Annotated in this window: 26 protein-coding genes; 10 read left to right on the top strand and 16 right to left on the bottom strand. The window is 40.6% G+C overall.

Translation table 11 applies throughout. The annotated features are described in order from the left end of the window. Positions 1 to 29: 29 nt before the first annotated feature. The 7 genes from VB732_RS09450 to VB732_RS09420 form a co-directional block, all read right to left on the bottom strand. On the bottom strand, positions 30 to 1,034 hold the full coding sequence (locus tag VB732_RS09450) for a SpoIIE family protein phosphatase (RefSeq protein ID WP_323230568.1): 1,005 nt from the start codon (positions 1,032 to 1,034) through the stop codon (positions 30 to 32). A gap of 1 nt (position 1,035) precedes the next feature. After that, positions 1,036 to 1,434, bottom strand: coding sequence for an anti-sigma regulatory factor (locus tag VB732_RS09445; protein ID WP_323230567.1), 399 nt, complete (start codon positions 1,432 to 1,434; stop codon positions 1,036 to 1,038). Then, the gene (locus VB732_RS09440) at positions 1,421 to 1,834 is read right to left on the bottom strand and encodes an STAS domain-containing protein (protein WP_323230566.1); all 414 of its coding nucleotides are present in this window, start codon (positions 1,832 to 1,834) and stop codon (positions 1,421 to 1,423) included. Before VB732_RS09440 ends, VB732_RS09445 begins: the two co-directional genes overlap by 14 nt. 10 nt (positions 1,835 to 1,844) lie before the next feature. Beyond that, positions 1,845 to 2,723 carry an STAS domain-containing protein gene (locus VB732_RS09435; RefSeq protein ID WP_323230565.1) on the bottom strand — a complete coding sequence of 293 codons (879 nt, stop codon included), beginning with the start codon at positions 2,721 to 2,723 and terminating at the stop codon, positions 1,845 to 1,847. Between the two features lie 170 nt (positions 2,724 to 2,893). Next, a complete protein-coding gene (locus VB732_RS09430; RefSeq protein WP_323230564.1) occupies positions 2,894 to 3,127 on the bottom strand; it encodes a hypothetical protein in 234 nt (77 codons plus the stop codon). Positions 3,128 to 3,563: 436 nt separating this feature from the next. Further along, the gene (clpB, locus tag VB732_RS09425; RefSeq protein WP_323230563.1) at positions 3,564 to 6,182 is read right to left on the bottom strand and encodes an ATP-dependent chaperone ClpB; all 2,619 of its coding nucleotides are present in this window, start codon (positions 6,180 to 6,182) and stop codon (positions 3,564 to 3,566) included. Positions 6,183 to 6,381: 199 nt separating this feature from the next. Continuing rightward, positions 6,382 to 6,768 carry a DUF433 domain-containing protein gene (locus VB732_RS09420; protein ID WP_323230562.1) on the bottom strand — a complete coding sequence of 129 codons (387 nt, stop codon included), beginning with the start codon at positions 6,766 to 6,768 and terminating at the stop codon, positions 6,382 to 6,384. 142 nt (positions 6,769 to 6,910) lie between these two features. On the opposite strand from VB732_RS09420, the gene VB732_RS09415 reads away from it, so the two are divergent. The 8 genes from VB732_RS09415 (at position 6,911) to VB732_RS09380 (ending at position 12,672) form a co-directional block, all read left to right on the top strand. Next, positions 6,911 to 7,294, top strand: a complete 384-nt coding sequence (locus tag VB732_RS09415; protein ID WP_323230561.1) for a hypothetical protein — start codon at positions 6,911 to 6,913, stop codon at positions 7,292 to 7,294. Between the two features lie 104 nt (positions 7,295 to 7,398). Next, on the top strand, positions 7,399 to 7,653 hold the full coding sequence (locus tag VB732_RS09410; protein ID WP_099103731.1) for a TIGR02450 family Trp-rich protein: 255 nt from the start codon (positions 7,399 to 7,401) through the stop codon (positions 7,651 to 7,653). A 615-nt stretch (positions 7,654 to 8,268) separates the two neighbouring features. Beyond that, positions 8,269 to 9,135, top strand: coding sequence for a ferredoxin:protochlorophyllide reductase (ATP-dependent) iron-sulfur ATP-binding protein (gene bchL / locus VB732_RS09405; protein ID WP_323230559.1), 867 nt, complete (start codon positions 8,269 to 8,271; stop codon positions 9,133 to 9,135). 32 nt (positions 9,136 to 9,167) lie between these two features. Beyond that, entirely contained in the window at positions 9,168 to 9,959 is a 792-nt protein-coding gene (locus tag VB732_RS09400; protein WP_323230557.1) for a DUF5331 domain-containing protein, read from the top strand. Positions 9,960 to 10,135: 176 nt separating this feature from the next. After that, positions 10,136 to 11,539 carry a ferredoxin:protochlorophyllide reductase (ATP-dependent) subunit N gene (locus VB732_RS09395; protein WP_069070721.1) on the top strand — a complete coding sequence of 468 codons (1,404 nt, stop codon included), beginning with the start codon at positions 10,136 to 10,138 and terminating at the stop codon, positions 11,537 to 11,539. Between the two features lie 175 nt (positions 11,540 to 11,714). Further along, on the top strand, positions 11,715 to 11,963 hold the full coding sequence (locus tag VB732_RS09390) for an AbrB/MazE/SpoVT family DNA-binding domain-containing protein (protein WP_323230556.1): 249 nt from the start codon (positions 11,715 to 11,717) through the stop codon (positions 11,961 to 11,963). A 75-nt stretch (positions 11,964 to 12,038) separates the two neighbouring features. Beyond that, positions 12,039 to 12,266 (top strand): hypothetical protein, encoded by a 228-nt coding sequence (locus VB732_RS09385; RefSeq protein ID WP_094328416.1) that lies wholly within the window; start codon positions 12,039 to 12,041, stop codon positions 12,264 to 12,266. Next, positions 12,256 to 12,672, top strand: coding sequence for a putative toxin-antitoxin system toxin component, PIN family (locus VB732_RS09380; protein ID WP_323230555.1), 417 nt, complete (start codon positions 12,256 to 12,258; stop codon positions 12,670 to 12,672). Before VB732_RS09385 ends, VB732_RS09380 begins: the two co-directional genes overlap by 11 nt. Before the next feature lie 24 nt (positions 12,673 to 12,696). Here the strand turns inward: VB732_RS09380 and VB732_RS09375 are convergent, their stop codons facing one another. From VB732_RS09375 to VB732_RS09365, 3 genes are all read right to left on the bottom strand, one after another. Then, the gene (locus tag VB732_RS09375) at positions 12,697 to 13,539 is read right to left on the bottom strand and encodes a hypothetical protein (RefSeq protein WP_323230554.1); all 843 of its coding nucleotides are present in this window, start codon (positions 13,537 to 13,539) and stop codon (positions 12,697 to 12,699) included. Then, positions 13,540 to 14,007, bottom strand: coding sequence for a hypothetical protein (locus VB732_RS09370; RefSeq protein ID WP_323230553.1), 468 nt, complete (start codon positions 14,005 to 14,007; stop codon positions 13,540 to 13,542). 140 nt (positions 14,008 to 14,147) lie between these two features. Further along, positions 14,148 to 15,266 (bottom strand): hypothetical protein, encoded by a 1,119-nt coding sequence (locus tag VB732_RS09365; protein WP_323230552.1) that lies wholly within the window; start codon positions 15,264 to 15,266, stop codon positions 14,148 to 14,150. 201 nt (positions 15,267 to 15,467) lie between these two features. Between VB732_RS09365 and VB732_RS09360 the strand changes: the two genes are divergently transcribed. Next, on the top strand, positions 15,468 to 15,650 hold the full coding sequence (locus tag VB732_RS09360; protein ID WP_323230551.1) for a hypothetical protein: 183 nt from the start codon (positions 15,468 to 15,470) through the stop codon (positions 15,648 to 15,650). A gap of 169 nt (positions 15,651 to 15,819) precedes the next feature. Beyond that, positions 15,820 to 16,446: a retropepsin-like domain-containing protein gene (locus VB732_RS09355; RefSeq protein WP_323230550.1), complete on the top strand. Its 627-nt coding sequence runs from the start codon at positions 15,820 to 15,822 to the stop codon at positions 16,444 to 16,446. Between the two features lie 10 nt (positions 16,447 to 16,456). Here the strand turns inward: VB732_RS09355 and VB732_RS09350 are convergent, their stop codons facing one another. The 6 genes from VB732_RS09350 to VB732_RS09325 all read right to left on the bottom strand — a co-directional run bounded on the left by VB732_RS09350 (position 16,457) and on the right by VB732_RS09325 (position 23,787). Further along, a complete protein-coding gene (locus VB732_RS09350; protein WP_323230549.1) occupies positions 16,457 to 17,335 on the bottom strand; it encodes a LysR family transcriptional regulator in 879 nt (292 codons plus the stop codon). Between the two features lie 131 nt (positions 17,336 to 17,466). Next, positions 17,467 to 18,210: an amino acid ABC transporter ATP-binding protein gene (locus VB732_RS09345; protein WP_323230548.1), complete on the bottom strand. Its 744-nt coding sequence runs from the start codon at positions 18,208 to 18,210 to the stop codon at positions 17,467 to 17,469. 142 nt (positions 18,211 to 18,352) lie between these two features. Beyond that, on the bottom strand, positions 18,353 to 19,735 hold the full coding sequence (locus VB732_RS09340; protein WP_323230547.1) for a DUF2079 domain-containing protein: 1,383 nt from the start codon (positions 19,733 to 19,735) through the stop codon (positions 18,353 to 18,355). 300 nt (positions 19,736 to 20,035) lie between these two features. Then, positions 20,036 to 20,704 carry a class I SAM-dependent methyltransferase gene (locus VB732_RS09335; RefSeq protein ID WP_323230546.1) on the bottom strand — a complete coding sequence of 223 codons (669 nt, stop codon included), beginning with the start codon at positions 20,702 to 20,704 and terminating at the stop codon, positions 20,036 to 20,038. Between the two features lie 604 nt (positions 20,705 to 21,308). Continuing rightward, positions 21,309 to 21,569: a hypothetical protein gene (locus tag VB732_RS09330; RefSeq protein ID WP_323230545.1), complete on the bottom strand. Its 261-nt coding sequence runs from the start codon at positions 21,567 to 21,569 to the stop codon at positions 21,309 to 21,311. A gap of 217 nt (positions 21,570 to 21,786) precedes the next feature. Next, on the bottom strand, positions 21,787 to 23,787 hold the full coding sequence (locus VB732_RS09325) for a protein phosphatase 2C domain-containing protein (protein WP_323230544.1): 2,001 nt from the start codon (positions 23,785 to 23,787) through the stop codon (positions 21,787 to 21,789). Positions 23,788 to 23,915: the final 128 nt, after the last annotated feature.

The raw sequence follows: 23,915 nt of genomic DNA, 5'->3' as shown, positions 1-23,915 counted from the left end.
CATTACTTATTACTTATTAGCCCCCTCCCTCAACTCCCCATTCCCTTAGCCACTAACACCGTCACATCGTCCCGTTCTCGGTGAAAGTCTCGGTATAAGACACCTGCAATTAGGCTGGGATGTTTTTGGCTCAAACCTGGATAGCGATCAAGCTGCCACTTAGTATCTAATCCGTCAGAATGCATGATTAAAAGTCCCTTGGCATACCAGGGATAGCTAAACTCTTGAATTTTGCGGATTTCATGTCCGACTGTGCCGTTGTTAGATATCAGATGGTGGCGTTCACTAAAGGAGAAAATGCTGGCAGCGATATTGCCAATTCCGGCAAAGCGGACAGACTGTTGTTCAAAGTCAATTTCGGCAATGGCGAGTGCCGCTCCTCGTGTACTTCGCAAGGTGGCGTGGGCAGCTTCGACGATCGCACGAGGAGAGCGATCGTGTTCTTGAAAGGTTCTTACGGCTTTTGAGGACGCATCAGCCGCCGCAGGCCCATGCCCTAAGCCATCGGCTACTAGCAATAGGCTGCGACAACGATCAACTTGATATGCCCAGGTATCTCCCGAAACATCCTCCCCTCGTTTGGGTAAACAGATTGCCCCAATTTCTAAGATTTTTTCCGGCTGGTGGGGTGTCGAGTCTGACCAGAGGTGGGCAAGGAGCGCCGTCCCTTGGTTGCGAATGGAGTAAATTTCAAATAAACCAGAGAGGCGGGAAATTGCACCCAGTCCATTGCCCAAGGTTCCACCTGTAGAAAAGCCATCTTGCAAACACTCGTCCACATCAACCATCCCCCGTCCTTTGTCTAGAGACAAGACTTCAATACCGATGGCTGAATCGTGTTCGAGCAATCTTAGCAATAACACCCCACCCTGACCGTGCTGAATCAGATTGTTCGCAAGCTCTGTCACCACAATGCCAACCTTGCCCCGTTCCGTTTCTTGAAAACCGAGGCGAGTTGCTAAAGCGATCGCTACCCGTCGCGCTTCCCCACTCTGGCTAGATTCAGTAATTGTAATGGCGACAGATTCTGGCATTTTATTTCCATCGTACAATTATTACCCGTGTTCCTTCTCCCACCACAGACTGAATCTCAAACTCGTTAGCCAGTCGTTTAGCACCGCTCAATCCCATACCCAATCCGCTACCCGTGGTGAACCCATCCTTCAGCGCCAGATCAATATCGGGAATTCCCGGGCCACAGTCTTCAAAGGTCAGCCGCAGTCCTCGCCGCCTCCCGTCCTGAAGCGTTTCTAGTTTTACTGTGCCACCTCCCCCATAGTCTAGGGTATTACGGGCTAACTCACTGGCGGCGGTGACAATTTTAGTTTGGTCTACTAAACCAAAGCCAATCTCCACGGCCACCTGGCGCACGGCTTGCCGAACTAAGACTACATCACCAGAAGATTGAATGTTAATCGTTTCAGTCTTCTGCATCGTCATCTACACGCCATTTGGTGGCAGCGACCTGATTTGTGGTTTCATTGAGTGACGATCGCAACAGTGTCATGCCCTTTTCTACGTTTAGGGCAGTGCGAATGCCCGTCAGCGACATCCCCAATTCCACCAGGGTAATTGCCACGGCAGGCTGCATCCCAACGACAACTGTTTGAGCATCCATCACCCGTGAGATTCTGGCAATGTTCGCTAAAATCCTACCAATGAAGGAATCAACAATATCTAATGCCGAAATATCGATCAAGACACCATGAGCCTGAGTTTGAGAGATGCGGTTGGTCAAGTCATCCTGTAGCATCATGGCAAGGCGATCGTGCATATCCACTTGGATCGTCACCAGCAGCAAATTGCCCATTTTAAGTATAGGAATGCGTTCCATCGGTTCCTACCTATTTGGGTTGAGAGCGGGTAATGTTCGCTCCCAACTGTTTTAGCGCCATGAGAAAGGCATCGGCTAAGGTTGCCTTGGTGATTATATCTGCCAAATCAATGCCGAGATAAACGATCGTTTGGGCAATTTGAGGACGAATGCCACTGATCATACAATCCGCTCCCATCAGACGGGCGGCAGTAACGGTCTTAAGCAGATGTTGAGCGGTGAGAGTATCCACGGTGGGAACCCCGGTAATGTCTATGATGGCAACTTCTGACCCGGTTTCAACAATTTTCTGCAATAACGACTCCATCATCATTTGAGTACGGGCACTATCCAGGGTGCCGATAATCGGCAATGCCAAAATTCCCTCCCAGAGTTTAATTACTGGGGTAGACAGCTCCATCAATTCTTCTTGCTGCCGCAAAATCACCTCTTCCCGCGCCTTTTGATACACTTCAACTGTCAGCAATCCCAGTTGATCGAGTAAGTTTGTGGCTAGCCAAATCTCTTCACCCAACTCAATGGGGTCTTGCAATTGCTGACGCATTCGGTTGAAGAGGGGTTGCTTGAACGAAAAAACGAATGTAGCTGTTTCCGATGGTGTGAAGCCTTTTTGCGATCGCGATCGAGAAATGCTGGTCAATATCTCCCGCATCTGCTCCCACGCACCTGCCTGAATATTAGTCAACTTGCCTTGTCCAACAGCGAGCCGAAACAGGCTCAGGAATTCCCGGCACTCTTCCTTTAGCTCGGCTTCTTTAATCAAGCCTCTCCGAATATTGACAGTAGCTAATTCCTGAATCCACTCCGACAGCAGTTCTGCCTCGAAGGTTTCCAGGATCTTTGGTATCTTACTTTCGCTCATCGTTTCTATAAGGGGAAGCGCTTTCATTAGTCCAAAATCAGTGTATGCTGATTCAGCCCAACGTGAAAGCTGAAGTTAGAGGTGATTTTTTTCACAGAGCTAGGCAACATCCCACCATTGGCGATCGCGGAATATTTAATTTCCTGAAAGCCTTATTTGATTAGGGTTTTGCTAAATTCCACTCTGATTCAGGCTCGTCAGTATTTAGATGGGTTTGCCCCGCTCTTATGATCTACGGTGTACACAAGTCTCTTGACTTGCATCTTAGTTGCATCGACTTGCATCTTAGTTGCATCGACTTGCACCTTAGTTGCATCGACTTGCACCTTAGTTGCATCGACTTGCATCTTAGTTGCATCGACTTGCATCTTAGTTGCGTTGACTTGCACCTTAGTTGCATCGGCTTGCATCTTAGTTGTGTTGACTTGCACCTTAGTTGCGATGCGTACTTATGTTACGCAGTAACATCTAAAAGACTTGTGTGTACACCGTAGCCAATACATCGGGGGGATTAAGGGACAATACGCTTGGGACGGTCTACTACTATTTTTAAGATACAAGGTTGGGTTGAGGAACGAAACCCAACAAAGCCTTGATAAGGTGTACTTCTTGATCGTTTGCTTATAAGTAGCTACGCAAAATTAATTACAGTCATTGCGAGCGAAGCAATCCCAGCCCTTGCGATTGCTTCATTTCGCTTCGCTGCATTCGCAATGACATTGTGTAATTAATTATGTTTACCTACTTAGCAGGTTTCATGTATTTAAAATTCGTCTGTAAAAGTTGAATGAAAATGAGTTTCATAAAAAACGCAAAGACGCTTTTCTGTAACTTAGCGTCTTTGCGTGAAGTCTAAAATGAATTTAATTAGCTGGTAAACACTTCAGCAGGTAGGCGGCTAAAGGAAAGACGCTCATTTTGCACATCTACAAAGATGGTGTTGCCGTTGTTGAATTCACCACGCAAAATAGCTTTGGCAATTTGAGTTTCTAACTCGCGCTGAATCGCCCGCTTCAGTGGACGCGCACCATAAACTGGGTCATACCCTACTTCTGCTAAAAAGTCAAGTGCAGCATCCGAGAGTTTCAGGGATATTTTGCGATCGCTCAATCTTTGGCGCAATCTCTCAACTTGCAGTAGTACAATATGCCGCAATTCCTTCTTATCTAAACCGTGGAAGATGATGATTTCGTCAATCCGGTTTAAGAATTCTGGACGGAAGCTATTTCGCATCGCTTCCATGACTCGACGGCGCATTTCGTCATAGTGGGCATTATCTCCAGCGACATCAAGAATGTACTGGGAACCGATGTTGCTAGTCATGATGATAATAGCGTTTTTGAAGTCCACCTTATGACCTTGGGCATCAGTGACGCGACCATCATCAAGAATTTGCAAGAAGATATTGAAGACATCGGGGTGTGCTTTCTCGATTTCGTCGAAGAGAATCACTGAGTAAGGACGGCGGCGAATTGCTTCCGTAAGTTGTCCGCCTTCTTCGTAACCCACATATCCTGGAGGCGCACCGATTAAGCGGGAGACGGCGTGTTTCTCCATGTACTCAGACATATCGATTCGCACCAGCGCATCTTCGCTATCGAACATAAACCCCGCCAGCGCTTTCGCTAATTCGGTTTTACCAACGCCTGTCGGCCCAAGGAAAATAAAGCTAGCAATGGGACGATTAGGATCAGCCAATCCAGCACGCGATCGCTGAATTGCATCTGCTACAGCCGTGACTGCTTCTTCTTGTCCAACCACGCGACGGTGCAGTTCATCTTCTAAATGCAGCAGTTTTTCTTTCTCCGATTCCACCAACTTGCTGATCGGAATCCCTGTCCATTTAGAAATAATTTCGGCAATATCACCTTCTGTTACTTCTTCCCGTAATAGTGATTTACCGCTTCTTTGGGCGCTTGCCAATTCAGCTTCTACTGCTTCTAATTGACGATGCAAGCTGGTTAAATTACCGTATTTCAACTCCGCAGCGCGATTAAGGTCGTAATCGCGTTCTGCTTGCTGAATCTCTAAGTTGACTCGTTCAATCTCTTTTTTAACGGACTGAATTTTGTCAATGATATCTTTTTCAGATTGCCATTGAGAATTCAGAGTTCTTTGTTCTTCTTTGAGATCAGCAATTTCTTTTTCCAATTTTTCTAGACGTTCACGAGAAGCTGCATCACTTTCCTTTTTCAGCGATAACTTCTCCATTTCCAATTGCAGAATTTTACGATCGATTTCGTCGAGTTCTTCAGGTTTGGAGGTAATCTCCATTTTTAATCTGGCGGCGGCTTCGTCTACCAAGTCAATGGCTTTATCAGGGAGGAAGCGATCGCTAATATATCGACTCGACAATACGGCGGCGGCAACTAAAGCACTATCAGAAATCTTCACTCCGTGGTGGTTTTCATAACGTTCTCTCAACCCGCGCAAAATCGAAATACTATCTTCGACACTCGGCTGATCGACATAAACCTGCTGGAAGCGTCTTTCCAGTGCGGCATCCTTTTCGATATGTTTGCGGTATTCATCTAGAGTTGTCGCCCCAATACAACGCAATTCGCCCCGCGCCAACATCGGTTTTAATAAGTTACCAGCATCCATCGCGCCTTGGGTTGCACCAGCGCCGACAACGGTGTGAATTTCATCAATAAATAAAACAATATTGCCGCCAGATTCAGTAACTTCTTTTAATACTGCTTTCAGGCGTTCTTCAAATTCACCCCGGAATTTGGCCCCTGCAATCAAAGCACCCATATCTAAAGAAATCAGCTTGCGGTCTTTGAGGGATTGGGGTACATCACCTGCGATAATGCGTTGTGCTAATCCTTCAGCGATCGCAGTTTTACCAACACCCGGTTCACCAATTAGCACAGGGTTATTCTTGGTGCGGCGAGACAGAATTTGCACAGTTCGACGAATCTCATCATCTCGCCCAATAACTGGATCGAGTTGACCTTTACGTGCGGCTTCTGTAAGGTCACGCCCGTATTTTTCCAGTGCTTCGTATTTGCCTTCTGGATTTTGATCGGTCACTTTTTGGCTCCCCCGAACTTGTTTAATAATATCTTTTAGCTTGCCTTCGTTTAAACCGAATTCTTGGAATAAAGCTTTGCCAAAACGGTCGTCTTTAGCGTAAGCCAACAATAAGTGTTCAATTGAAATATATTCGTCTTGAAACTCTTTGCGATACACATCTGCCCGATCTAGAAGTGTATCTAAACTGCGTCCTAAGTAGACAGAACTACTAGTACCAGATACTTTTGGCTGACGTTGGAAAAATTGTTCGGTGCGATCGCGCAGTTTTTGCAGGTTAACACCCGCCTTGGTGAGAATCCCAGTTGCTAGACCATCTTGTTCTAGCAGCGCTTTCATCAGGTGTTCACTTTCAATTTGCTGTTGTTGATATTGTTTAACAATATCCGGGGTATGGGCGATCGCTTCCCAGGCTTTTTCTGTAAATTGGTTAGGATTAGTAGGTTGCATAGGCTTTTTCAGGAACGTAAAGGCGCAGCAGCTTGTTGCAGGCTACCACCAGAACACCAAGTAAAGATAATTTCTGTTCTTAATAGATATTGTATGAAGGGGATAGCGATCGCCTAGATCGGTGTTCACGTCTTGTAAAAGTGGTATTTTCCCGTAGTTCCCAGTGCGTGTCCCTCAAGATTATGATCGACGAGAAAAATCATGTCTGGGGTTCAAGTTTGGCTTTAAGTCTGGCTTTCTGCGCCTGAAGTTTTTCCCAAGCCGCTTCTCGTCCTGGTGGTGGCGGCATTTTGGCAATTTTCTCAACCAACTCACGATTCTGTTCTTTGTAGTACTGCCGCAGTTCTTCAGCTTCCTTGAGAACGAGTTGATACTCTGCTTCAACCTCTTGACGATGCGTCTCAATGTAAGACAGAGCATCATTGACTTGCCGATCTGTCAAGTTGAGCATGGCACGAATGAACTTTGGCGGATACTGCTCTGTCACATAGTCCATCACATCGTATAGGGTAATGCGCGTACCTGCGATCGTCAGTCCTCTTTCCGTGCGGGCGATCGTTGCTTTTTCATTAGATGCTGAAGTCATACCGCTTACTTCTCAAAAGCTTCTCTCATCTTAACCTTAGTCATTTATCGAATTGATGTGATGACGAAATTCTTTTAACTTACCCCTGCTATTCTCCTCTTGCCTGCACACAGAGTTACCATAATTCAAGGTCGCATAGTGGATGCTGACAATGATTGACCCTTACGACTTTGAAGATAATGACTTTGATTTTGAGGATGAAGATTTCTTGAAAATAAAACCCATCAGCCAAATGACTGAAGGGGAAAAGCTGCAACGATTTAAGCGGTTCTTCGACAGCAGCAGCCGTGCGATGTTGCAAGAGTGTCTATTTCGCATTGTCAATTATGAAGACGGTACGGGTACGTTAGAAATTCTTTGCCCTAATGAAGTTGTAAGACAACGCCTTTCCAAGAAAAAACGCAAAATTACCAACAATATCAATACCTGCTGGAGTCATATCAGATGGTTTTCGCTATGTGTCCAGCAAGATAGTGAGTTGGATTGCCAAAAGTTTACCCGTAACGGCGATTTAGTTACATCTTAGGTTGGGAGTGGGGAATTGGAAACTGGGAATGGGGAATGGGGAGTTGGGAATGGGAAATAAAGAAAGTGTTTTCCCAATGACAAATGACAAATGACTAATAACAAATGACTAAAAAACAAAAATTTCCTTACCTAGTTGGTTCTAAGTGGACGGCACAGCAAAAAGTTGATGGTTGGCGACACTTTCAAGTAGTCAATCGGAAAAATCAGGCTAAGTGGGTTTACGCCGAAATGGTTGCTGCTTGTGATCCTAAAGTTCGTTTTTGGATAAATGCCAAATTATTACAAGATAACTCCCAGTGGCAAGCTGGCTGGCAAACATTACAGGAAATCCACGGACTCGAAACTGAGGTGTCCTGATTTGCCTCGCTCCTTCGTTCCTAGTTTCTGACTGGGAACGCCCCTTAGTGGGCTGGGCTGCTACCTTCTTATTTGATAAATTAATAATTTTTTACAAAATCAGAGTAACTTACTCTCAAGCAGCAATTAAATGGTTGGGACTACCGACTGAAAACTGGCAATTTATCTGCGATACCTTCGGTGAGCTACGCTAACGCAAATTCCACTAGTATTTCCAGCATCAGGCTGCATATACCTCTCTTTACCCTTGCGCCTGCGCTCCAATGCCTTGAAAACACGTTGTCCGATCGTCAGCTAATTCTATGAAAAGCATTCAAAAAAGCCAATTTCAGTTTTTTGTTTTTTGTAACTATTTTTATAAAAATAAATAATAAAAATCGTTTATTTATGGTTTTTAGAGCTAATAAAGTCTTTAAGCCTTATAAAACCCCAAATATATACAATTGTGGTTTAATTCATTGGATAAGACCGTTTTCCAAATTAAGAGCCACTTTCTTTTCTAGGTAATTTGCCCAATAATGACATTCACAGACCTCACGCATCGCCATCTCAGGAAAGGTGAAGGCAAATGTTTGAGCCACAAGTTTGATAAGAAGCTATAAGAGGGAAACAACAGTGAAACTAGCAGTCTACGGAAAAGGTGGTATCGGTAAATCCACAACTAGCTGTAACATATCCGTCGCCCTAGCTAAACGTGGCAAGAAAGTGCTGCAAATTGGTTGCGACCCCAAACATGACAGTACCTTTACCCTGACTGGGTTTTTGATTCCGACAATTATCGACACCCTCCAAGAAAAGGATTATCACTACGAAGATGTTTGGCCGGAAGATGTGATTTACAAAGGCTACGGTGGCGTGGATTGCGTAGAAGCTGGTGGCCCACCTGCGGGTGCTGGATGTGGTGGATACGTAGTCGGTGAGACCGTAAAATTACTTAAAGAACTCAACGCCTTTGATGAATACGATGTAATTCTTTTTGACGTTCTGGGTGACGTAGTTTGTGGTGGTTTTGCAGCACCACTCAACTATGCAGATTACTGCCTGATCGTTACAGACAACGGCTTTGATGCTTTATTTGCTGCCAATCGGATTGCTGCTTCAGTGCGCGAAAAAGCTCGAACTCACCCACTGCGTTTAGCTGGGTTGATTGGCAATCGCACCTCCAAGCGCGACTTGATTGAAAAATATATAGAAGCTGTGCCAATGCCAGTTTTGGAAGTTTTACCTCTAATTGAAGATATCCGTGTTTCCCGTGTGAAAGGCAAAACTTTGTTTGAAATGGCAGAGCAAGATCCTTCCCTAAACTACGTTTGCGACTACTATCTCAACATTGCCGACCAAATTCTGGCGCGTCCCGAAGGTGTTGTACCTAATGACACACCAGATCGGGAGTTGTTCGCTTTGTTATCCGATTTTTATCTAAATCCGGGTAAACCCCAGGTTCCTAATTCAGAAGAGGAACTAGACTTGATGATTGTATAAATCACCAAGTTCTCAGGATGGGGGACAATAATATGGCTTTCTTTCACAGTTTTACAGATTCGATAAAGCAAAAGTGGTTGCAATTTTTCCAGAATAATCGAGACTGGATTACCCTGCACATGGAAGTGGAATCAGTGTACACCCCTGATGGCGGGAAGCGTCCACCTTCTTACCTCATCCTGGGAGTTCTTAACGCCCTAGAGCCAAAGCTAGCGCAGTTAATGTTGCCCTTTGCCAAACTTAATCCTGATGCTGATACCTTAATTGAGGTGCTGGATTTACATTTTGATCCAGATTTAGCTCTCGGTAATCGCTTCGTCGTCAACCCAGATGTAGAGAAATACGCAGAAGAAGCAGCAAGTATCATCGAGGAAAAGCCTGAAGATGAAACATTGACACATTCTCATACAAATGGCTTTGTGGCAGTGGCGGTAGTTGAAGAGTTCACGATGGTGGATTCTGAGGATGAAAGCCTGGAAATTAGCGGGTTGGAAGAAACCGAAAATGGCTTTGGCGATATTTCCTTATCCAACGAACACGTTTCAAAAGATGAGTCTCTCGAAACCTCCGGTTTAGAAGCAGATGAGTTTGGGGAAATTGCTTTCGATGCAGATGCAACAGCTGTAATGGAAGTAAAGCTGGATGATGAAGTGCTTGAAGATAGCTCACTAGATGAGAATGCGTTTAAAGACGTGTTATCAGATGTCTGGGGTGATGAAACAGCTTTGCAAAAGGCTGAAGAAAATAACGATTTTTTAGGGGAAGAACTGCCAGCAGGCGTTTTTGATGAATCAGAAATTGCCCGTCTCTTCCCCAACGCTTAATTATTGCCGTTCCTCGCAATTTTAAGTTTTAGATTTGGGATTTTGGGTTAGGAATTAGGGAAATTGTCGTTAGACATAGGATACTTTTGCTGTCTCAGCCTTCAATCCAAAATCGTCAATCTAAAATCTAAAGTTGGTTGACCTGCCATTAAATATCAAGGGGAGAAAAAACCAAAATGACTGTCGCTCAACAACCAGAAGCTTTAAGCTTTGAATGTGAAACTGGAAATTACCATACCTTTTGTCCAATTAGCTGCGTAGCGTGGTTATACCAAAAAATTGAAGATAGCTTCTTTTTGGTAATTGGGACAAAAACTTGTGGCTACTTCCTGCAAAATGCGATGGGGGTGATGATTTTTGCTGAACCCCGCTATGCAATGGCAGAGTTGGAAGAGGGCGATATTTCCGCACAACTGAGTGATTATGAAGAGTTAAAGCGGTTGTGCTTGCAGATTAAACGCGATCGCAATCCTAGTGTAATTGTCTGGATTGGCACTTGCACCACCGAAATTATCAAAACAGATTTAGAAGGTTTAGCACCGAAACTAGAATCGGAAATCGGGATTCCCATCGTTGTAGCGCGGGCAAATGGTCTAGATTACGCCTTCACCCAAGGGGAAGACACTGTGTTAGCAGCAATGGCTAACCGTTGTCCTGATAAGTCTCCGGTGGCGGAAACAGAAAAGAGTGAACGTAATGCGATCGCTAAATTGCTCAACTTCGGTAAAAAGAAAGAAGATGTCGCCCAAGATGAATCTGAGTATGTAGATCATCCACCCTTAGTTCTCTTTGGCTCCCTTCCCGACCCCGTAGTTACTCAGTTAACCTTGGAACTAAAGAAACAAGGCATCAAAGTTTCCGGCTGGCTACCCGCGAAGCGCTTCACAGAATTGCCAGTGCTGGAAGAAGGGTATTATGTCGCTGGTGTCAACCCCTTCCTCAGCCGCACAGCTACCACCTTAATGCGCCGCCGCAAGTGTAAACTCATTGGCGCACCCTTCCCCATTGGCCCCGATGGTACTCGCGCTTGGATTGAGAAAATCTGCTCGGTGTTCGGTATTACTCCCAAGGGTTTGGATGAACGGGAAGCACAAATTTGGGCAGGCTTGGAAGATTACGTAAAACTGATTCGCGGTAAGTCTGTATTCTTCATGGGTGATAACTTATTGGAAGTTTCCCAAGCAAGATTCTTAATCCGTTGTGGGATGACTGTTCACGAAATCGGCATTCCCTACATGGATAAGCGCTATCAAGCTGCTGAGTTGGCATTGCTGGAGAAAACTTGCCAGGAAATGAATTCACCCCTGCCAAGGATTGTAGAGAAGCCGGATAATTACAATCAACTTCAACGGATTTATGAGTTGAAACCAGATTTAGTAATTACCGGTATGGCTCACGCTAACCCATTGGAAGCACGCGGTATTAATACAAAATGGTCGGTGGAGTTCACTTTTGCTCAAATTCACGGCTTTACAAATGCGCGTGATATGTTAGAATTGGTGACTCGTCCGTTGCGTCGGAATAATAATTTGAAAGATTTGGGTTGGGATAAGTTGGTAAGAGAAGAAGCGAAGATTTAAATTTGGGTTTGGATTCAGCAACAGCATAATACTATGTTATGGGCGAACTTTTGAGGTTCGTCCTTTTTTTTACGAACCACAGAGGCGCAGAGAACACAGAGGAAGAGGAGAAATTGGAATAATCAAAAATGCTAAAATTTTTATATTAGTCTGATATTTTTTACTTTTAAATATAATGGAAATTATAAAATTGTCTTCTCAAGGACAAGTAATTATTCCCCAATTTTTGCGTGAAGCTCATCAATGGGAAGTAGGTCAAGAATTTATTGTTATTGATATGGGTGATGGAATTCTTTTAAAGCCTAAGAAACTTTTTCCAGAAACTAAATTAGATGATGTAGCAGGTTATTTAAAATATCAAGAAAAACCTAAAACTCTTGAGGATATGGATAATGCAATTCGCCAAGGTATAGAGGAATCGTGATTTAAAAGTAGAAAACTGGCTCAAACCTGATTAAAAAATCTAACAAGTTTCTATTCCCTAACTCCAGAACTCACCATGACTCAAAAAACCTATCAACTCCCCCTAACCTTCGAGCAAATTCTTAATCTTGTCTTACAACTTCCCGCACAAGAACAAGAACAACTTATTCAAGAAATAAAGAAAACCTCTTCAAATAATAAAGATGAAGATTTACTTAGTGTTTTTGACAGAATCGGCAGAAATGCTCAAGCCAAAGGATTAACCGAAGAAACTCTAGAAGAATTACTTGCCGATGAATCATAAACTAATTGTCATTGACACGAATGTTTTACTTAGTGCTGCTCTAAGTCCTAATGGAACAGCCCGTAAAGCTTTAAATAAAGTTTATAAAGAATTTAAAATTGCTCAAAGTGATGAAACTTATCAAGAATTAAACACACGAATTTACAAACGTAAGTTCGATAAATATATCTCAGATGAAGATCGGCAAGATTTTTTGGACATAGTTAAAAAGTACAGTCAATTTATAGAAATAAAATCTCAAATAAACACCTGTAGAGATCCAGATGACAACAAATTTTTAGAACTTGCTAAAGATGCCAATGCAGAATTTTTAATCACAGGAGATCAAGACCTTTTATCACTCAATACCCTAGCCGAATATCAAAACCAGATTATTAGTCCCAGAGACTTTATTGACCTTGATTAATTCATCTTTAATCCTGTACTTAGTTCACATGGAAGGCTGTAACTCTAAAGGTTTGGATGGAATAATGTACATTAATTCTGCACCGTCTGGTTTAATTTCTGTAGACGGAGTTAATTTAAGCCAGTCATGAAAACTGATTCCTAGTTGGGATATTGCTTGTACTTCTGTTTGATATGCTTCAAAACGGCGATTGGTTTCAATCATAGATTCCATTACTTCAAATACTTGGGGAAGACGTTTGTAAGCTTCTTTTTCAAATCTCCCTGTGAATGGTGTAGGATTTCCTCCGAATATGCCCCATTGAATTTCACTACGATCTACAATTGCTGATGGAAGTGAGGATAGCCATTCATCATGACTTTGAGTTAGTTTAAACATATTCTCGCGTTGCATCTCGAAAACTCTATTCTCATTAAAATTTGGGTCAATCCATTGGTAAATTTGGGTTAGTTTATGCAAATCAATCTGACCTTTAAACTGAGGATGTAAGTATGCTGCTGGATTAGAAGTAAGCATGAGTTCAATATATTTTTGAAGCAGCAACCTGATAAATTTTCCCCCTTCTTGAAAACGACGAAGCGCTGTTTCATGTTCTTCTAGTTCTAAATGACAACGTGCTTCTGCAATATAGGCTAGAGATAATGTCAGTATATATTTGTCAATAATTGGGCTTTTTTGGGAAAGTTCATTAACTGTGTAATCTTTGTAGATATGTTCTGCTTCTAAGAAGCGATTGATAGCTTGTAAGGCACTGCTTCTACGGTTTTCATTTTTAGTCATCGTAAAGGCATTAAGTGCTAATTCGATTCCAGCATGGAAGTTAGCATAGAAACTCAGGTCAATTTTGCGATTAATTTTATTTAACAATTATCCTGCTTGTTTTAATTGGTTTTCTATCTCATTGAGACGCTGCGATATAACAGCAAAACCCATCACAGATACCCCCAGATTAAGTACACTAGCAGCAGTAGTTATCTGCAAAAGCTCTGGACTTATTTGTAAAGGTTTTCCAATTGCTTGGATTTGATTTTCAATATTACTTAATTGCTGGTTTACATCACCAAAACCCTTATCTAATCGATGGTTTACATTGCTAAATCCCTTAGATGACACAGCTATATTTGCTCCTGAAGTTAGCAAATTCGCACCAGAAATAATCAGGTTGAGTACATTATTAGAGGAACTCGTAGGGGTTGGAGTTGTTCCTCTTAAAAATCCAAGGATATTATTCTTTTTATCCACAATTATACCCCCACATACTGCATATACCCCTTGAGCTAACCCTTTAGCAATATATGGTGCAAGTTTAAAGGTAATTTGAACTGGTAAACTCATAATTTTTTCCTAGTTGATAGACTTCCGTCGCAGGATATTTAGTTACAAGCAGTTTTGCATCTAGGCAATAAATACTCCCGCTTTACTCAGTATTCCCACTTCAAGTGTTTATTTATCAACTAGCGCTATAACATGGAAGGTTATAACTCTAAAGGTTTGGATGGAATTATATACATTAATTCTGCACCGTCTGGTTTAACTTCTGTAGACGGAGTTAATTTAAGCCAGTCATGAAAGCTGATTCCTAATTGGGATATTGCTTGCAATTCTGTTTGGTAAGATTTAAAACGGCAATGGGTTTCTATCATAGATTCTACCGCTTCCATAACTTTAGGAAGACGTTTATCTGCTTCTTGTTTTAAATCCTTATGATCTGGGCCAAACCAACCTCCTTGAACTTCATCACGAGTTAAAACTGCTGGTGGGAGTGAATCTACCCATTTATATGTAGAATATAACTCTTCTCCCATTTTAAATAAGTTCTCACGTTGCATATCAAAAACTGCATTTTCATCTAAGTTGGGGTTACTCCACTGGTAAATTCGTGTTAGCCTACGCAAATCTATCTGACCTTTGTAACAAGGTTGTAAGTATGCTGCTGGGTTAGAAGTGAGTACAATGTCAATATATTTTTTAATACGTGAACGGAGAACTTTTGCTCCTTCTTGAAAGCGGCGAAGTGCTGTATCATGTTCTTCTAACTCTAAATAGCAACGTGCTTCAGCTAAGTAAGCTAAAGATAAAGTTAGTAGATATTCATCAATAATTTGGCTTTTTTGCTCAATTTCGATATCGGTGTATTCAGCATAAATATGCTCTGCTTCTAAAAAACGGTTAATAGCTTGTAGGGCGCTGTTTCTACGATTCTCAGTTTTGGTCATTGTAAAAGCATTATTTGCTAATTCGATTGCAGCACGAAAATTTGCATAGAAACTAAGGTCGATTTTACGATTAATGTTATTTAACACTTTTTGTGCTTGTTGTAAGCGTTGTTCTAATTCCTTAAGCCGTTGTGCTATTACAACAAAACCTATAACTGAGACACCCAGGTTTAATATACTGGCTGCACTAGTTACCTGCAAAATTCCAGGTGGAAAGATTTCTTTAAAAGGAGGTGAATTAACCTCTCTCAACCAAGTAATTACTCGCTTACTGCCTACTTCCCTAATTACACCTCCAACCCGTTCAAGAGTTCCATTTGTTAGCCCTTTGACAATCCAATCAGCAAGCATAAAGGTGACTGTAACTGGTAAACTCATAATTTTCTCCTAGTTGCTAAAATTTCAGCAGCGTGATGTCTGGGAGGTAGTCGCTTCGATTCTGCATAGCAAATACCTACGCTTTACTCAGTATTCCCAATTTTAGTTGTAGTTTATGCAATAGCGATCGCTCAAATTCATCTCACTCAGATACAGTTACAATAGGGTGGGAAAGATGCGGAAGATTTTGTACAAGTCGTTATGCTAGTTGAACCACTATCTGAAGAAGACGAAACTACCTATCTTCTAAAATCAAAAATTAACAAAAAATATTTACTCAAAGCTTTAGAAAATGTAGAAAAAGGTAAATTAATTTTTGTTAATTTAGATGAATATGAAAAAATTGTCTTTGAATCACAAACTTATGAAATTGAAGAAGATTGATTATTTTGACTTACAAATATCATTATGAGCAATAAAGGTTATTGAGACTGGGATATTGTTTTAGTTAAAGCGATCGCTATTTTTTAACCAGAAGATGCAGAGCGATCGCAGATACAATCATAAGTAAAGGCAAGCTGGTAGAAAATGGCTGAAATTATCACCAAAATCTATGAATAAAACACCATCTCCCGATGAAAGTGAGCAAATGCTGAAATGGCTAAACCAGAATCGCCAAATGTTATTAGATTTATATAAAAATCAATATGTTGCTTATAATGCTAATGGCTTAATCGCTCATAGTGAAAACTTACATGAAGTTCTAGAATTGGCAGATACTTCAGAACAGCCATTTGTAATTTACTTAGTTCCACGTCGTACTGCTTCTATCCAAATTCTACCAGTTCGCTTTCGTACAGTTGCTCGACATGATTGGCAACCAAATTATCATGTAAAGCTGAAGCATAGAGATATAGAAGTTTCTACAATAATGTTAGTAGACTCTGGTGCTGAATTAAGTTTAATTTCCTTAAAAGTCGGTCAAGATTTAGGCTATGCTTTGGCTGATGCAGAATCAAAATTATTAGCAGAAACTATTGGCGGAAGAGTTGAGTATGTTTTACGTAATGTTGAAATGACAATTGATAAACACAGTTTTATTGCTACTGTGGCATGGTTACAAACTAACACAGGTGGAGAGCAATTACTTCTAGGAAGAGAAGTTGTATTTGATAAATTTAATATTGAGTTCAGGCAAGCTGATGAACAAATTATTTTTACATGGCGTGGAGACAACTAATCAATTAACCTTAGACACTTCTCACAACTTGCAAAAACTTTTGTAAAACAGGTGTCATATCTTCTTCCCGCCACACTATAGCCGTTTCTACTAATGGTGTTTTCTCCTCTACAGCGCGATAAACTACACCAACCCTTTGAAGATTTTGCAATGAAGACGGTGCGATCGCAATCCCCATTCCCGCCGAAACCAATCCGATAATTGTCTGCATCTGAATCGCTTCTTGAGTCACTTTCGGGCTGAAATTTCCTTGCTGGCAAAAACTTACGATTTGGTCGTAAAGTCCGGGGCCCAAATGGCGAGGGAACATGATAAAGTTTTCGTTTACTAGCGATCGCACTGAAATCTTTTCTTGTTCAGCTAAGGGATGAGTTTCTAACATAGCCACAATTAAAGCTTCTTGCTGAATGCACTCTTGATTGAGTGTGTTGTCTTCTAACGGTGGATGGGCAAAGCCTACATGGATGCGACGTTCTTGTAGCGCTTGCTCTTGCTGAGTTGTGGTTAATTCCTGCAAAATCAACTCTACTTCTGGAAATTGTTCTCGAAACCGTCGCAAAATTACAGGAAGCAAATCGTAAGTTACTAAACTGGTAAACCCGACTCGCAATTGTCCCTTTTCACCTCTTCCTGTTTTTTGGGTTAGCTCAATTGCCTTTTCCAGTTGAGCTAAAAGTTGATAAGCTTCTTGCAAAAATACTTGTCCAGCTTCCGTTAACTGTACCTGTCGCTTGGTTTTACGCTGAAACAGTTCTACCCCCAATTGCGCCTCTAGTTGCTGAATTTGCTGGCTTAAGGGCGGTTGAGCAATGTGCAATCGCTCGGCGGCTCTACTAAAGTGCAGTTCCTCAGCTACAGCAATAAAGTAGCGCAGGTGTCGCAATTCCATTTTTTTGATATTTTATAAGTTTCAATTCTCTATAAGCAATGAGTCGTGCTTTACGAGAATGTAGTCAGGACAAAAGGTTAGAAGTAAAACGCAAAGGGGCGCGGAGGTAAGCGCAGAGTAGCGCGGAGGTTTTAGAGAATTTGTGACAAAAATTTGCGTGTTCTTTCTTCTTTGGGGTGGCTGAAAAAGGTGTCTGGGGTGGCTGACTCGACGAGGGAACCACTATCCATGAGAATAACTCGGTCGGCGACTTCACGCGCAAATCCAACTTCGTGAGTGACGACTACCATTGTCATTCCATCACGGGCGAGATTTCGCATAACATCTAAAACTTCTCGTACCATTTCTGGATCTAAAGCTGAGGTAGGTTCGTCAAACAGCATGATTTTGGGTTGCATGGCTAAAGCACGAGCGATCGCTACTCGTTGCTGTTGTCCACCAGACAACTGTCCTGGATATTTTTGCGCCTGTTCTAAAATTCCCACTCTTTCTAGTAATTGCATCGCCAATTCTTCGGCTTTTGGCTTTGGCGATCGCCTAACCCAAATTGGTGCCAAAGTGATATTTTGCTGCACTGTCAGATGAGGAAATAAATTAAATTGCTGAAATACCATTCCCACCTCTCTGCGAATAGTTTCAATATTTCGTAAATCATGGCTGAGAGTAATGCCATCGATTTCAATTCTTCCTTTTTGATATTCTTCTAAAGCGTTAAATGTACGGATAAAGGTAGATTTACCCGAACCAGATGGCCCCATTAAAACTACTACTTCTCCCCGATTAACTCTCAAACTTACACCCTGAAGAACGTGGAATTTTCCATACCACTTGTGAACATCTTCAGCAATAATTATCGGCGCTTGTTCTGTTGTCACGGATTTGCACCTCTGAATTTTTTAGCAACCTAGCGAGCCAAGCGGCAAGCTGATGGAATGACTATCAAGTAATTACTAATTTTAGATAGCAACAATAACTTGTTACCATAGCGATCGCCGATCAATCATAATCAATTTTATATCATACCTTGACAAACAAAAAAACGTCATCAGCTTCATATACAAGTTTGAAAGTAGAATTATTTTTAAGTTGATATATTAAATCAGGAACAAACTCAGATTTATTATTTATTAAATCTAGTAGTATATACTTAAAAACATCATTATACTTTTCTGATGGACGATCTTTACTAATTAGCTTAATAATTTGGCGTTTAGCTAAGTGAGGAGCCATATTTACTGTAGTCAAAACACTTTCCTTAGTTTTGACTAGACTGACAGCAGTGTATAAAGAAGGAAGATTGGGTAAATTTGGCAAATAACGTGTTATAAAAAAATCGTATTTAGCTAATGCTAGAAAACAAACAGTAGCAGAGATTATTAATATTTTAGGTTTTAACCAGCGCCTCTTATTCTCTTGTTGATATTCTTTTATGGAATATATTAACCATACAATAATGAAAGGGAAAATTGGTAATGAATAATGATGAACTAAATCTCGTTGCGGCGCATAATCAGAAATGATATTTAATAATAACATAGGTAATGCAGGTATTAAAAACAGTATCTGCTTCCAATGTAAGCCAATAATTACTGGTAATAAAAGGAGAAAATAATAAAATAATGCATTGGGAGACAAAAACTTACCTAAAATTAAATTAGGATTACTGAGAATATTAATGATTATTTCCTTTGGAGAACTACCAAGAGAAGCATAAAACACAACTCCCCCAGCTTGTCCGCCTCTCAACAAAGGTGTTAAATAACCAATAGTGAAAATATACCAAGATAGGCCTATTATAATACAACCTAATCCATAAACTCTTCGATGTTGTAATAGTAGCCAAACACCAAAAGCTATTACCGTTAAACTTAAGCTATCCTTACAAATTAAAACTAACCCAATAGCAAAAAAAAATTGATAAGTACATTTCTCTATAGCTGCCCACATTGCCCACAATAATGCAGGAACTGCTATGCTCTCTGGACGGAAATCAGTAAAAAAATTACTATTAAATAAAGCAGGATAAAGTAAATAAGACAAACTTATTGCTCTTGAATAAGGTATAGATAATCCTGCTTGTAAACTTAATAAATAAATAGGTAAACATCCAAAAGCTAAACCAAAAGCTTGAACTAAAAATAACCAATATTCACTAGGGTGTATTTTATACAGTAGGCTTATTGGATATAATATAAAAGCTGCATGATCGCCTACAACATGAAATCCGAAAAAAGAAGATATTGGGGGTAAATTCTGACTTATCAAATATACCCATTGATCAAAAAGAGCTAAATCAAGAGCGTTAGATTTAAATAAAAGATGTCTTAAACTACTAGAAACAAATAATATTAAAGTACCTATAATAACTAAAAAGCTAATGTAACCAAGCTTTCTTTGCATATCAACAACTAATAAATAATCAATTTACTAGTTTAATACAGAAGCGCTTGCTACCAAAGCATATTAATATAGCTTAATAATAAAACAATTGGTTAAAGAACAATACGCTTGGGTTAAGAAGAATCGTAGGTTGGGTTGAACTTTAGTGTTACCTAACAAAGCCTTGATAATGTTGGGTTTCGTTTCTCAACCCAACCTACACCAGTTTTGTTTTTAGCCTTAACTAAACCGTATTGGGTTAAAGAATCTTTCAAAACAAATTTAAAAAATTTTAAGGAACAAATGGAATAAAAATTTATTTCACTTTGTCGCTACGCCAATAATATGAGGACTAATAATAGGCAGTTGTGCATCAAATTTCTCATAATGGACACTAGCAAAGCCAGCGTTTTCTAAAGCAATCAAAGTTTCTCTATCTGGATGACAACTATCGCTTATCACTTTCCAAATAGGACTAATTTTGTTTTGTAGTTTTCGCAATAAAGTTCCTTGAGGTGCAGCGATATGTTCAATAAATAAAAAGCGTCCACCGGGTTTTAGCACTCTTAAAACGGCTTGTAATGTATAATCTATATTCGGTACTGAACACAAAACTAAAGTACTAACAACATTATCTATACTGTTATCTTCAGCATCTAGCCATTCAGCATTAACAATTCTGAGATCGATTTTTAAGCCCAGTTTTTCTGCTTGTTTTTGGAGATAAGAATGCGTATATGGCTTTGGCTCGATTCCTATCCGGTGAATATCTTTATGGTAGTACGGTAGGTTAGGGACGATTTCTAACACTGTACCTTGGAGATTTGCAAAAAGAGAATGTTTGCGTAGGCGTAGCCCGTCGTAGACATCGCTCATAACTTTATTATCTGTGCTGCTACTTTGAGCCATCATCCAGGCAAAGAAACGTTTAGCAAAGTTAGCAGTAATCTGATTTTGTGAATCTCCAATAATTTGGTTTACAGTCATCATCCATTTCCTAATTTTTAAAGCTATAAATTGGTGTGCCAAGCAACCATTTCCTTACAGCCTTAAGATACGATACTTTGTGTTTCTTATACCTCACCCACTTGATTCACCTGATTGGGTGATTTCGACTAATATGCATAGATAGATATTTATAGCAAGCTCCTCAAGAGATAGTACAGAGATAGAAGTATAATTTATTTATATGTCTTGGAATAATTCACAGATAGGCTACTCTATCAATAGATATAAAAATTAGATATCAAAATTTAAATTTCAAAATAAACCAAAAGGCAAAAACCCACTGCTGATTGAGATTTAATGTTCATAAGTAACCACGCAAAATTAATTACAGTCATTGCGAGCGAAGCGTTCGCGGAGCGTCTCGTAGAGATAGCAATCCCAGCCCTTGCGATTGCTTCATTTCGCTTCGCTGCATTCGCAATGACATTGTGTAATTAATTTTGTTTATCTACTTAACATAAAAAAGTATTTATGATTAATCCAAATACAATAAAGATAGCGTTCCACAATTGGGAACGCTATCTTTATTGTTATAAACTCTGTCAAGATAATAAAAATGATGATTGAAAATTATTATTTGCTGATATCAGGCGTGTAGATTTGCTTGTTCTTGCAACCAAGGATCTACAGGTTGCCCATCTTTACGGCGTAATTCAATTTCCACTACCATCACTTCTTTTGAACCAGGAGGTGCGGGTTTTTTATGGAAAAGAATGTCATAATCTTCTGGATTGTGCTTGCGTTCCTTCAACCATTCTTGTACCTTAGTTGTGGCAAAAAATGATTGACCTTGCTCAAACATTCGGGTAATCTGCAATTGCAGTGTATAAGGATTTATCCGGCTCATCTTTTATCACCTTTGTTAAGTAAATTTCAAGAGAAGTAACCTGCTTATACCAATTCTGTAGGAAGATGCACATAATAATACATACCCTAGATAATGTAATATTAGTGCGAAGTAAGCATACCAGTCCCACCCCTGAGCGATATTTAATTTTAATCAGTTTTTAGATGGGTGGGCAACAAATAACCAATGTCACCTATACCTTATTATTCCTCATTTCTTATTTTCCTGGTGGACACAATTGTTGCGCTTTTTGAGGAAGTTGACGACACATTTGCTGGAATCCTTGAGGATTAATTTGCAACCAAGCAAATAATCCTAAAGTTGCACCGCCCACCAGCAATGCTAACACTCCCCCCAGCTTCACCAAACGTTTACTCAGATTAGGTTTTGTAATTAAGGTTTGGGGAATTTCTGGGCTGATAAATGGTTCTTCAGAAATATCTAAATCCAAATCTAAATCCAAATCTAGCAAAGTTTGGGAACTTTCTGTGAGAGGAATTAATTCCTCTTGTTCCTCTGCTTGTTCTGGTTCTTCTTGTTCTGGTTCTTCTTGTATTCCTGCTTCTATAATCTCTTCTGGCAACGTCGGAGTCACGGGTAATAAGTATTCTGGGGAGACACGCCAATAAGTGAGAACAACCGATGTATTATCACGCCCATTTTTTTCGTTTGCTAAGTTAATCCAGTTGCGAACAGCATTTTCAACTGTCATCTGGCCTGTTAACACGGGTATTGCATAATCCTGCCAATATTGTTCTACCCGGTTATTATCACTTAAGCCATCAGAACAGAGCAGCAATATACCGTCTTCTTCCACAATAAATCGCTGAACCCTAAGACGCAAAGATTCTGCATTTCTTGTCCCCAATGCTTGAGTTAAGGCAGTAGCATCTGTTCTGATCAATGCTTTTCGATATAAACTTTTAGCAAAACGGACTTCTCGCGTTGCCACATCATCATCTACTGTGAGTAGCTGGCAATAATTGCGAGTAATCCAATAAGCACGGCTATCGCCAACATTAGCCAAGTAAAGCTCATGGGTATTATTTGATTGCCATCCAGTACTTGTCTGCACTCGTTGGGGAATTTGCAACGCCATGACAATGGTTGTAGCCATCCGTTCTTTGCCTTGGCGTTTTTGTTCGTTATTGCGGGCACAAATCACATTATTTACTACCCGCAAGCTTGCTTCTAGTTGTTCTTGCAACAACTCTGGTGATACAAATACACTCTGTTCTATTACCTCTGCTAGTAAGGCGCGAATTTGCAACTTTACAGACTGCACTGCCAACTTACTCGCAACCTCGCCGCCTTCGTGTCCACCAATGCCGTCGCAAACAATTGATAAGTGATGCAATAAAGGTTCATCTATCTCACTCCAAGTATTTGGATAGCAAGCATCTTCATTTTGCGCCATGATTGGGCCAATATCTGTAGAGCCTGCCACCTTCAAAACTAATGGCAATTCTGCCGCAGATGCTAGTAATAAACCATTGAGTTGAGTAGCAATATCATCAAACTCAACTTCAGTTTCACACATCTCCTGGACTATGTTTTGTAACGCTTTAGCTACAGATGTCTTTGCGGTAGCTACCCAAAACTGCCAACACTCTCCTAGATTTTGTAAACTCAGCGTTTTCTCTTCTGGTGTCTGGTAGAGTTCCAACAGTCGCACACACCAACCTTGAACTCTCAAGTTGTCTGCTACCAGTAAACTGCGGCTAAGTCCTAATTCTGATAAAGGTTTCCAAAGTTGGAGAATTTGCCACAGCCAATAAACTTGTCGTACCGCCGTTGCTTGCTCCCATGCCTCAACAATAGTTGGATAAATATTTCCTGTCTCATCTATCGGTACATTTTCTAATAAAAGGATATCATTTGTCTCTTTTTCACCATCACTAGCAAAGCCATAAGCCTGGGGCAGATGTAATCGTTCTTGATATAAGTGTAGGTAAGGAATTACTTCCTTTGGCAATTCTTCAGGGACATCTGGCAGCAGTCTTGGTTGAGTATCCAGCCAAATCTGAGAACTAATTACCTCATACCTGTCTGCTACCTTTGTGCCTGGTGGGATTTGAGCAGCAGATGAGCCAGTAGCCCAAAGATAGCGGTGAACTAAAGGAGTTTGACAACTAGCACAAATACTATCTCCCATCGGATTAATGGGGCTATGACAGTTTGGATTTATACAATAAATTATCACTTGAGTAGAAATCATAAAAATATAAATAAAAAAAACAATCAACTCATGAACTTCGATTAATTTTAGCTGGCAATGGCTTGAGGGCTAGAATAGACTGGATTGATGTACCGCTAGCTACACCTAGTTACTGAAATTAATCAAAA

The organism is Nostoc sp. UHCC 0252, from assembly GCF_034931145.1.
Lineage (GTDB): Bacteria > Cyanobacteriota > Cyanobacteriia > Cyanobacteriales > Nostocaceae > Nostoc.
This window is presented reverse-complemented; position numbering and strand designations above follow the sequence as displayed.

Coding starts and splice junctions, on each gene's coding strand:
- VB732_RS09340 (WP_323230547.1), bottom strand. CDS start 19,735: ATGCAAAGAAAGCTTGGTTACATTAGCTTTTTAGTTATTATAGGTACT.
- VB732_RS09325 (WP_323230544.1), bottom strand. CDS start 23,787: ATGATTTCTACTCAAGTGATAATTTATTGTATAAATCCAAACTGTCAT.
- VB732_RS09400 (WP_323230557.1), top strand. CDS start 9,168: ATGGCTTTCTTTCACAGTTTTACAGATTCGATAAAGCAAAAGTGGTTG.
- VB732_RS09435 (WP_323230565.1), bottom strand. CDS start 2,723: ATGAAAGCGCTTCCCCTTATAGAAACGATGAGCGAAAGTAAGATACCA.
- VB732_RS09420 (WP_323230562.1), bottom strand. CDS start 6,768: ATGACTTCAGCATCTAATGAAAAAGCAACGATCGCCCGCACGGAAAGA.
- VB732_RS09330 (WP_323230545.1), bottom strand. CDS start 21,569: ATGAGCCGGATAAATCCTTATACACTGCAATTGCAGATTACCCGAATG.
- VB732_RS09355 (WP_323230550.1), top strand. CDS start 15,820: ATGAATAAAACACCATCTCCCGATGAAAGTGAGCAAATGCTGAAATGG.
- VB732_RS09360 (WP_323230551.1), top strand. CDS start 15,468: ATGCTAGTTGAACCACTATCTGAAGAAGACGAAACTACCTATCTTCTA.
- VB732_RS09380 (WP_323230555.1), top strand. CDS start 12,256: ATGAATCATAAACTAATTGTCATTGACACGAATGTTTTACTTAGTGCT.
- VB732_RS09415 (WP_323230561.1), top strand. CDS start 6,911: ATGCTGACAATGATTGACCCTTACGACTTTGAAGATAATGACTTTGAT.
- VB732_RS09350 (WP_323230549.1), bottom strand. CDS start 17,335: ATGGAATTGCGACACCTGCGCTACTTTATTGCTGTAGCTGAGGAACTG.
- VB732_RS09335 (WP_323230546.1), bottom strand. CDS start 20,704: ATGATGACTGTAAACCAAATTATTGGAGATTCACAAAATCAGATTACT.
- VB732_RS09440 (WP_323230566.1), bottom strand. CDS start 1,834: ATGGAACGCATTCCTATACTTAAAATGGGCAATTTGCTGCTGGTGACG.
- VB732_RS09410 (WP_099103731.1), top strand. CDS start 7,399: ATGACTAAAAAACAAAAATTTCCTTACCTAGTTGGTTCTAAGTGGACG.
- VB732_RS09365 (WP_323230552.1), bottom strand. CDS start 15,266: ATGAGTTTACCAGTTACAGTCACCTTTATGCTTGCTGATTGGATTGTC.
- VB732_RS09370 (WP_323230553.1), bottom strand. CDS start 14,007: ATGAGTTTACCAGTTCAAATTACCTTTAAACTTGCACCATATATTGCT.
- VB732_RS09395 (WP_069070721.1), top strand. CDS start 10,136: ATGACTGTCGCTCAACAACCAGAAGCTTTAAGCTTTGAATGTGAAACT.
- VB732_RS09445 (WP_323230567.1), bottom strand. CDS start 1,434: ATGCAGAAGACTGAAACGATTAACATTCAATCTTCTGGTGATGTAGTC.
- VB732_RS09450 (WP_323230568.1), bottom strand. CDS start 1,034: ATGCCAGAATCTGTCGCCATTACAATTACTGAATCTAGCCAGAGTGGG.
- VB732_RS09385 (WP_094328416.1), top strand. CDS start 12,039: ATGACTCAAAAAACCTATCAACTCCCCCTAACCTTCGAGCAAATTCTT.
- VB732_RS09390 (WP_323230556.1), top strand. CDS start 11,715: ATGGAAATTATAAAATTGTCTTCTCAAGGACAAGTAATTATTCCCCAA.
- clpB (WP_323230563.1), bottom strand. CDS start 6,182: ATGCAACCTACTAATCCTAACCAATTTACAGAAAAAGCCTGGGAAGCG.